The organism is Acinetobacter sp. TY1, assembly GCF_048551395.1.
Taxonomy (GTDB): domain Bacteria; phylum Pseudomonadota; class Gammaproteobacteria; order Pseudomonadales; family Moraxellaceae; genus Acinetobacter.
The window spans coordinates 1-8,342 of record NZ_JBLYZK010000049.1 but is presented as its reverse complement, the minus strand read 5'-3'; the positions used below and the strand labels follow the sequence as shown (position 1 = coordinate 8,342).

The following is an 8,342-nucleotide window of genomic DNA, read 5'->3' as shown; positions in this document are numbered from 1 at the left end:
TCTTTTGCAAAATTTGACGAACCGAACATCACTGTTAAACAACGAAAACTTAATGATCAAATTTCAAATATAGATCATCAAATTTCTGAAATATCACGCAGAGAAACTGAGTATCAAGAGTATGTACGCGATCAAAGACTGGAGATCATAAATAGTTATATATTTGAAGAAGATAACTATGGAAATAAATACTTTAGTCCTCAAAATGGTGAAAAACAAAAGCGACTATATGCAGAAGAAATGGAAGATCTAAAAATCCAAGAATTGCATACGGCTTTTACAAAAAAAATTGAGACCGAAGCGCAGCAAGAGTTTTCCCAAAAAAGAGCAATACAGCTCGAAAACGACCGAAAAGATCGTGAATCTAGAGAACAGCAGTTACGTAAAGAACGAGAGCAACAAGAACAACGCTATGCACAAGAACGAGAGCAACAAGAACATTTGGCATTTTTAAGACGCCAAGAACAAGAAAAACAGCAGAGAAATGAGCCTAAAAAGCCAGAAAATGACAATAACCATGACTACACGCCTTAGCAATCCCATTTAAACGCAAAAAAACGGGGGTTTTAGCGACTTTTGATAGAAATACAGTAAAAATATAGTTGATAAAAATAAAATCGCTTAAAACGCAAATGAGAGCCTTTTAGCGAGTGTCTACGAGTGACACAACGAAAGGTTGCTTATTCCCCCTCTGAAAAACCGTTTTTTATTGAATTACTGGGGACAGTGATTAGCGAGTGTCTACGAGCGAAGTATTGATGCTTTTGCTCGTCAAAAAGCATGAGCATAGCGAATGCATTATTCATGTTTTGCTTTTTGAATCCTTGATCATATATGCAAAAAACTGCCCCCACGAAGCGAGTGAAACGAGCTTCAATAGAGTACGAGCTTTAGCGAGTACAAAGGGCAGTTTTAATAACTCACTTTGGAAATAAATTCCCTTTTATTCTTTTAAAAAGCTTTTAAAAGCTTTTAGACCCTCTGAAAACCTTATGCAGCAATAGTTTCAAGCGTTAAAAGGGTACAAATAGCATGATAAAGGGTACAAATAGCATGATTTTATCGTTTAAAAGGGTACAAATAGCATGATTAAAGGGTACAAATAGCATGATAAAGGGTACAAATAAATTATTGTACCCTTATGTTTATTGGTGTACATTGTTTTCTCATAAGGGTACAAAAATCATGTTCATTTTTTATAAGGTTTGATATCTGAATGAATAAAGAAAATAGTTATGATAAATCTTATCCAGTAACAACAATGGCTATTCAAAACAAAGTTACTGAATGCTTTAAAAGCATGTCTGTAGATGAAAAAAGAATTTTAATTATGGCTTCTCCGATTGCTAGAAATGTCGATGCAAGTGAACAAGATCAAATCTTAATATCTGCTCAACAATTTGCTGATGACTGTGGTATCAAAGTCAATTCTGCTTATAAACAAATTGAAAATGCGTCAAAAAAACTAGTAGATCGGTCCTTTTCATACGTTAATGATAGGGGGAAAAAGGTCTACTCTAACTGGGTAATTGATGCTACTTATGAAGATGCAGGGATATCTTTAAGGTTTACATCTATTGTTTTGGTGATGTTGAAAATTTTAGATAAATACAATCCATACACTCGTTATAAAAAAGATGTAGTTCTAAAATTAAAAAAAGACTACTCAATAGACTTTTACCATTTAGCGAAAAAAAATCAGGCAAAAAATGGCTTTGAATTAACGCTAGATGAAATGTTTACAGAGTTTGGTTTACCAGAATCTTATAGAGATTTGAGGAACTTAAAACGAAGAGTTTTGAAGAGCTCATTAGATGAAATTAATGAATTTACCGATGTAACAGTTGACTATAGTCCAGTTAAAAAAGGACGTTCTGTTGTCGGCTTTAAGTTCACTGTGAAAGAAAAATCTAAGCCAAAATTAATAGCTCCTGAGCGAGATCCAAAAACAATAGATATGTTCTGCAACCTGTCTGATGCTCAAATTAACAAGTACAGTGCTATTTTATCTAAACTTTCTGAGCTATCAGACCTAAGTAACTTCCAGGACTATCCTAGTTTTGCCCTTTGGATTAGTGGCATCTTACGAGATCCGAAAAGTGTAAGAGAGGAAACAGCAAAGCGGATTTTTAAAGCTCTTCATAGCAAGACGGATTTTAAACCATGAAAACTAGAGCTGAATTAGATGCAATGAGCCATCAAGAACTCAAAGACTATGAGCAAATTTTACTTGCTCTGTGGACACCAAGAATGGCTATTGAAAGTGACATTGAAAGGTTAAGCACTAATCGCAACGAATTATTAGAAATTTTTAATCAATTAAAAAATCCTGATGCTCCTGAAAATGAGCGTTTAAAAAATTCTATTTTATCGCTCAAATATAAGATTGAAGATTTAGAAGATAAATTGGATGATCTTATTCAAGATAATCGCTTAAATCGTGCAGATTGAATTATTCAGTTTATTTAATTAAAACCGTGAAACATTGATCAAATAGTAAGCGTGGAACGTGAAAAATCATAAAAAAAGCCCACCTTGGGGAAGATGAGCTATCAACTAGAAACTACAGCATTGATTTATATAGATAATTATAACGCATTTCGTATAAGGTGTATTATGTTAATTTTAGAAAATCTTCACTACTATTATTTTAAAATAAGCCTTATATCCAAGCATAAAACAAGGTTGTCTAGACTTCTTTTAACAGTAAAGTTATCATAAAACTGAATTTTATTTTTTAGGTAAGTTTATGCATTCTATCCGCATTCGTTAAGACACAACTATTTGCATAGTGACACTATTTTATAATGGTGGGCTTTTGTTGTGTCTTTAAGAATATATGCGGATATATAAAGTAAAAGTATGCTTAATTTATAAGTATGCTTTTAGTGCATAGTTTCCAGTTATAACTTAATTGACTAGCTATTTGTCCACCCTGTGGATGAATAGCTTTTTTTTTGGGAGGACACTGTGATGCTAGCTTTTGTTTTCACCTAAATCCTGTTTGCTGCATAAAAAATTTCAAGAGCTAAACAGGAGTAAATAAAAATGAGTTTAATTATTAAAGCGAGAAACATACGCTTGGATTATGCTGGGCGTGATGTTTTGGATATTGATGAATTGGAAATTCACTCTTATGACCGTATTGGTCTTGTGGGTGATAACGGAGCAGGAAAGAGTAGTTTACTCAAAGTACTTAATGGCGAAATTGTTTTAGCCGAAGCGACATTACAGCGTTTTGGTGATTTTGCACATATCAGCCAACTGGGCGGAATCGAAATAGAAACGGTCGAAGACCGGGCAATGTTATCTCGCCTTGGTGTTTCCAATGTACAAAACGACACAATGAGTGGCGGAGAGGAAACTCGTGCAAAAATTGCTGCCGCATTTTCCCAACAAGTACATGGCATTCTAGCGGATGAACCAACCAGCCACCTTGATCTCAATGGAATAGATCTACTTATTGGTCAACTTAAAGCATTTGATGGAGCATTACTTGTTATCAGTCATGACCGATATTTTCTTGATATGGTTGTAGACAAGATATGGGAGTTAAAAGACGGTAAAATTACGGAATATTGGGGTGGTTACTCGGATTACTTGCGTCAAAAAGAAGAAGAGCGACAACACCAAGCCGTAGAATATGAGCTGATGATGAAGGAACGGGAGCGATTAGAATCTGCTGTGCAAGAAAAACGCCAGCAAGCTAATCGATTAGACAATAAGAAAAAAGGAGAAAAATCCAAAAACTCTACCGAAAGTGCTGGACGACTTGGGCATGCAAAAATGACTGGCACCAAGCAAAGAAAACTGTATCAGGCAGCTAAGAGTATGGAAAAGCGTTTGGCTGCATTAGAAGATATTCAAGCACCAGAGCATTTGCGTTCTATTCGTTTTCGTCAAAGTTCAGCCCTAGAACTGCACAATAAGTTCCCGATTACGGCAGATGGTCTGAGCTTAAAATTTGGTAGCCGTACTATCTTTGATGACGCTAACTTTATAATACCGCTTGGCGCTAAAGTCGCTATAACTGGATCGAATGGAACAGGGAAAACGTCCTTGTTAAAAATGATATCAGAACGTGCTGATGGATTAACCATATCTCCAAAAGCTGAAATTGGCTACTTTACACAAACAGGATATAAATTTAACACGCATAAATCTGTGCTCTCCTTTATGCAGGAAGAGTGCGAGTACACAGTTGCGGAAATTCGTGCAGTATTGGCTTCAATGGGGATCGGAGCGAATGATATTCAAAAAAACTTATCCGACTTATCGGGAGGTGAAATCATCAAACTGCTTTTATCCAAAATGCTTTTAGGAAAATATAATATTTTGCTTATGGATGAACCAGGAAACTATCTTGACCTAAAAAGTATTGCCGCATTAGAAACAATGATGAAGTCCTATGCAGGAACTATTATCTTCGTATCTCATGACAAGCAATTGGTCGATAATATTGCTGACATTATCTACGAGATCAAAGACCACAAAATCATCAAGACTTTTGAGAGAGATTGTTAATGATAGCCAATCTAATCCGAACATTAATTATTGAACTCTTTAAAGGAAATTAAAAATGACAATTCAAGATATTCAATCACTTGCTGAAGCACACGGCTTGTTGCTTACGGACAAAATGAATTTCAATGAAATGGGCATTGATTTTAAGGTCGTTTTTGCTCTTGATACAAAGGGGCAACAATGGTTGCTGCGTATTCCTCGTCGTGATGGCATGAGGGAACAAATCAAGAAAGAAAAACGCATTTTAGAATTGGTAAAAAAACATCTTTCTGTAGAGGTTCCTGATTGGAGAATTTCATCTACAGAATTAGTGGCTTATCCCATACTTAAAGATAATCCTGTTTTAAATTTGGATGCTGAAACCTATGAAATAATTTGGAATATGGACAAAGATAGCCCGAAATACATAACATCTTTGGCAAAAACCTTATTTGAAATCCATAGTATTCCTGAAAAAGAAGTTCGGGAAAATGATTTGAAAATTATGAAACCTTCAGATTTAAGACCTGAAATAGCAAACAATTTGCAGTTAGTAAAATCTGAAATTGGTATAAGTGAGCAATTGGAAACCCGCTACAGAAAATGGTTGGATAATGATGTTCTATGGGCAGATTTCACCCAATTTATACATGGCGATTTATATGCTGGGCATGTACTAGCTTCAAAGGATGGAGCTGTTTCAGGCGTTATTGATTGGTCAACAGCCCATATAGATGACCCAGCGATTGATTTTGCTGGGCATGTAACTTTGTTTGGAGAAGAAAGCCTCAAAACTCTAATCATCGAGTATGAAAAACTAGGGGGTAAAGTTTGGAATAAACTATATGAACAGACTTTAGAAAGAGCAGCGGCCTCTCCTTTGATGTATGGTTTATTTGCCTTAGAAACTCAAAATGAAAGCCTTATCGTTGGAGCAAAAGCTCAGTTGGGAGTTATATAATTTAAAAATATGATTGCTGAGAACTGCCTTGTTTTGAAACTTGGTTGGCTTTAATTAGTTTTTAGTATTCTTTATAGAAAATGCCTCGATCAAGGGGCATTTCTAACAATCATTTAACATAAAATTTCTTATGTGAAGTAACCTGAATGCAGCGGTGCCCCATTGGGGGCGCGTTGAGATAAGCCTCTTTTAGATAACTTTAGCAACTCGATAGACAGTTGCAACTCCACAATTCACTGCTTTGGCAATTTCTTCCTTAGTCATATTGCCAACTACTAGCAATTCTTTTATTCGTTTATGTTTAGCCTCATTTGCCTTCTTGCCTGTTGGTTTGTAACCCGAACGTGCCAGGCCCTGCTTAATACGTTCTATACGTTTCTCATTGTCTAGGCGGGCCATTGTTGCCAGAAGATCAATCAACATATTGTTGATGAGTTCCAAGATTGAATGAGTAATGCTGTCACTGGTTTGAATCATTTGGTAGGTAGTAGGAAGATCTGCTACGACTAAACGAAGTCCCTTCTCCTGGATCCTGCGCTTCAGCTCTTGAAAATCTCGTTGGGTTAGGCGTGATAAGCGGTCAATACTTTCAACTAACAATGTGTCACCTTGATTTGCTTCTGACAGTAGCTTATTCAATTCAGGTCGGTCTAACTTCGTACCACTATAGTTTTCCACGTACACAATGGTTTCACCCAAATTCAAGTTTTGGTTTAGATCCTGAAGAATCTGCAAAGCCCTTTCTGCATCTTGATCTTTAGTTGAAGCTCGTAGATAAATACGTGTATTCATTTCTATCATTTAATCTTAATTCTATTAGATTAATGATAATACTATCATTTAATTATTGCATTAAGTCTAATGATAGATATTGTATGCGATTTGGCTCGCTATCATTCAGGTATAGTCTTTTGATAAAAAAAGCATGACTAAAAGCCATGCCTTGGGAATTCGTATAACGTGTATTATGTTAATTTTAGGAAATCTTAATCGAAGTGAAATATATAGCTCAAATCATAGAATGTAATGAGAATCTCGAATTCATTCTAAAAATTAAGGTTCGTAATGAAATTCTAGAGGTATTTAGTTCTTCAATACCCTCATGTATTGATCTCAAAAAAAATTACCTTATAGATTTAGAAGCTACTATTTTTGATGATTACCTTATTGAGAAAACACATTATTCCCATCAAATTAAGCAAATAGATAATAGTCTAAGATATGAAATTATTGGATATTTAAAAGAAGGGAAGCTAGATGTTAATGGCTTAATTTTTGAAGATGATATTTTAAATAGAGATTTTTTTTACTTAGATAACAATACAGTAAAATGGACTGTCGATAGAATTAATGCTGACTTTGATGACAGAGATTGAATCCATTTAACATAAAATTTCTTATGCGAAATTACATACCAACTTTAACCACATTGTGGACAGGTTGGATTTTAGAGATAAGAAAAACTTCTAGGGCATTTGCTAAATAAGCCGTATCACGCTCAAAGCCTATTGTAATGATGGATCCAGCATCTTTCAGTCTTGGATCTATCGCAATATATTCAGTTTTATCTTCATTCCATCGGCAATATTTCATTACCCTGGCGCTTAAGCCATTACCACGATAACGGCCAGCACCTCTAGAAGTCCCAACACCGATATAAGTCACTAAATCCCCTTTGACAAACGCATATACACCTTGTTTATCGTAATTAGGAATTTTTCCAAAATTAAAATGTACTGGTGACCATTCAGGAGGCTTTCCTAATAGGTCTACATTCCAGTGATGTTCGAAGAATAATTCTGTATTACGTATTAACTTATTAAGTGTTGGATCTTCCACTACTTATCCCTCAAAATTTATAAATTAAAAAGCTTTCGGTCACGCTCATCTGTTAAATACTTATCCATCTGAGCAATTAATTTAGCTCTGGCTTGTTCATCATCTTCAGTGATCTTTAGCATACAGGATCCAATTAAAATTTTGCGTCTGGTATCATCCTTTCGAGCTTGTTCTTTCTCTTTAGCACGTTCTCTTGCCAGTGCTGCCTGTCTTTGAGCCTTTAACTGCTTTAGCTTTTCTTCCTGTGCTTTGATTTTGCTGTCTAGTGTTTCAGTAACGCTCATTAATCCAATACCATCATCCTGGGAAACCATCCCTAACATAAGCGCACTTGAATATGCATTCAAGGTGCTATATGTATAGTAATGTTTTCCTCGAAGAGCGCACTTAGCCATTGGATTTCATCCAATGGTGCGACAAGGGGTAAATCCCCTTTGTAATCCCCAGACCAACATATTCATGTTGGTAATTTCGATAAATCGAAATAAAGAGCAAAACAAAATGGCGATATATCATTTTTCAGTTAAAACGATTAGTAGAGGTAATGGACGATCAGCCGTTGCTTGTGCTGCATATCGTTCAGGTGAAAAATTGGTATGCAATTTCTATGGAAAAGAACAAGACTACACAAAAAAAACTGGTGTCGAATTTACAGAAATCTATGCGCCCGAAAATACAAATACCGAGTTACTCAATCGTCAGACACTTTGGAACAAAGTCGAAAAAGCCGAACGAAGAAAAGATGCATTACTTGCAAGAGAATTTGAAATTGCATTTCCAGGTGAATTAAACGCTGAACAGCGTAAAAATATGCTCAATGAACTTTGCCAAAACCTCGTTAAAAAATATGGTGTCATCGTTGACGCTGCTATTCATGCACCGCATACAGACAGTGGAAGTGATGAACGCAACTACCATGCACACATCATGTTCACCACCCGAAGTATTAATGAGCATGGTGACTTTTCAGCAAAAAAATATAGGGACTTCAGTCGTGACAATGGCACAGAAACTGTAAGCCACTGGAGAGAATCATTTG

9 protein-coding genes and 1 pseudogene are annotated in these 8,342 nt (G+C 35.6%); 7 read left to right on the top strand and 3 right to left on the bottom strand.

The features are described 5' to 3' along the window. The 5 genes and pseudogenes from ACK2M2_RS15850 to ACK2M2_RS15830 all read left to right on the top strand — a co-directional run. Positions 1-534, top strand: a pseudogene (locus ACK2M2_RS15850) (mobilization protein (MobL-like)); the annotation flags it as partial. Positions 535-1,216: 682 nt separating this feature from the next. Beyond that, positions 1,217-2,167 carry a replication initiation protein gene (locus ACK2M2_RS15845; RefSeq protein ID WP_001031297.1) on the top strand — a complete coding sequence of 317 codons (951 nt, stop codon included), beginning with the start codon at positions 1,217-1,219 and terminating at the stop codon, positions 2,165-2,167. Next, entirely contained in the window at positions 2,164-2,451 is a 288-nt protein-coding gene (locus tag ACK2M2_RS15840) for a hypothetical protein (protein ID WP_000857160.1), read from the top strand. The genes ACK2M2_RS15845 and ACK2M2_RS15840 overlap by 4 nt, the downstream gene beginning before the upstream one ends. 597 nt (positions 2,452-3,048) lie before the next feature. Further along, on the top strand, positions 3,049-4,524 hold the full coding sequence (msr(E), locus tag ACK2M2_RS15835) for an ABC-F type ribosomal protection protein Msr(E) (RefSeq protein WP_000052512.1): 1,476 nt from the start codon (positions 3,049-3,051) through the stop codon (positions 4,522-4,524). 55 nt (positions 4,525-4,579) lie between these two features. Next, positions 4,580-5,464 carry an Mph(E) family macrolide 2'-phosphotransferase gene (locus ACK2M2_RS15830; RefSeq protein ID WP_000155092.1) on the top strand — a complete coding sequence of 295 codons (885 nt, stop codon included), beginning with the start codon at positions 4,580-4,582 and terminating at the stop codon, positions 5,462-5,464. Positions 5,465-5,653: 189 nt separating this feature from the next. Here the strand turns inward: ACK2M2_RS15830 and ACK2M2_RS15825 are convergent, their stop codons facing one another. Next, the gene (locus tag ACK2M2_RS15825) at positions 5,654-6,265 is read right to left on the bottom strand and encodes a recombinase family protein (protein ID WP_015060246.1); all 612 of its coding nucleotides are present in this window, start codon (positions 6,263-6,265) and stop codon (positions 5,654-5,656) included. A gap of 194 nt (positions 6,266-6,459) precedes the next feature. Here ACK2M2_RS15825 and ACK2M2_RS15820 point away from each other — a divergent pair, with 194 nt between their 5' ends. Continuing rightward, positions 6,460-6,840 carry a hypothetical protein gene (locus ACK2M2_RS15820; RefSeq protein WP_015060210.1) on the top strand — a complete coding sequence of 127 codons (381 nt, stop codon included), beginning with the start codon at positions 6,460-6,462 and terminating at the stop codon, positions 6,838-6,840. A gap of 31 nt (positions 6,841-6,871) precedes the next feature. Here ACK2M2_RS15820 and ACK2M2_RS15815 read toward each other — a convergent pair whose 3' ends face one another. Together ACK2M2_RS15815 and ACK2M2_RS15810 are read right to left on the bottom strand one after the other, a co-directional pair. Further along, positions 6,872-7,303, bottom strand: a complete 432-nt coding sequence (locus ACK2M2_RS15815) for a hypothetical protein (RefSeq protein WP_039090891.1) — start codon at positions 7,301-7,303, stop codon at positions 6,872-6,874. Between the two features lie 17 nt (positions 7,304-7,320). Then, on the bottom strand, positions 7,321-7,587 hold the full coding sequence (locus ACK2M2_RS15810) for a mobilization protein (protein WP_088749624.1): 267 nt from the start codon (positions 7,585-7,587) through the stop codon (positions 7,321-7,323). Positions 7,588-7,804: 217 nt separating this feature from the next. Between ACK2M2_RS15810 and mobQ the strand changes: the two genes are divergently transcribed. Then, positions 7,805-8,342: MobQ family relaxase (gene mobQ / locus ACK2M2_RS15805; protein WP_168387110.1), on the top strand; the 538-nt coding region annotated here is incomplete at its 3' end.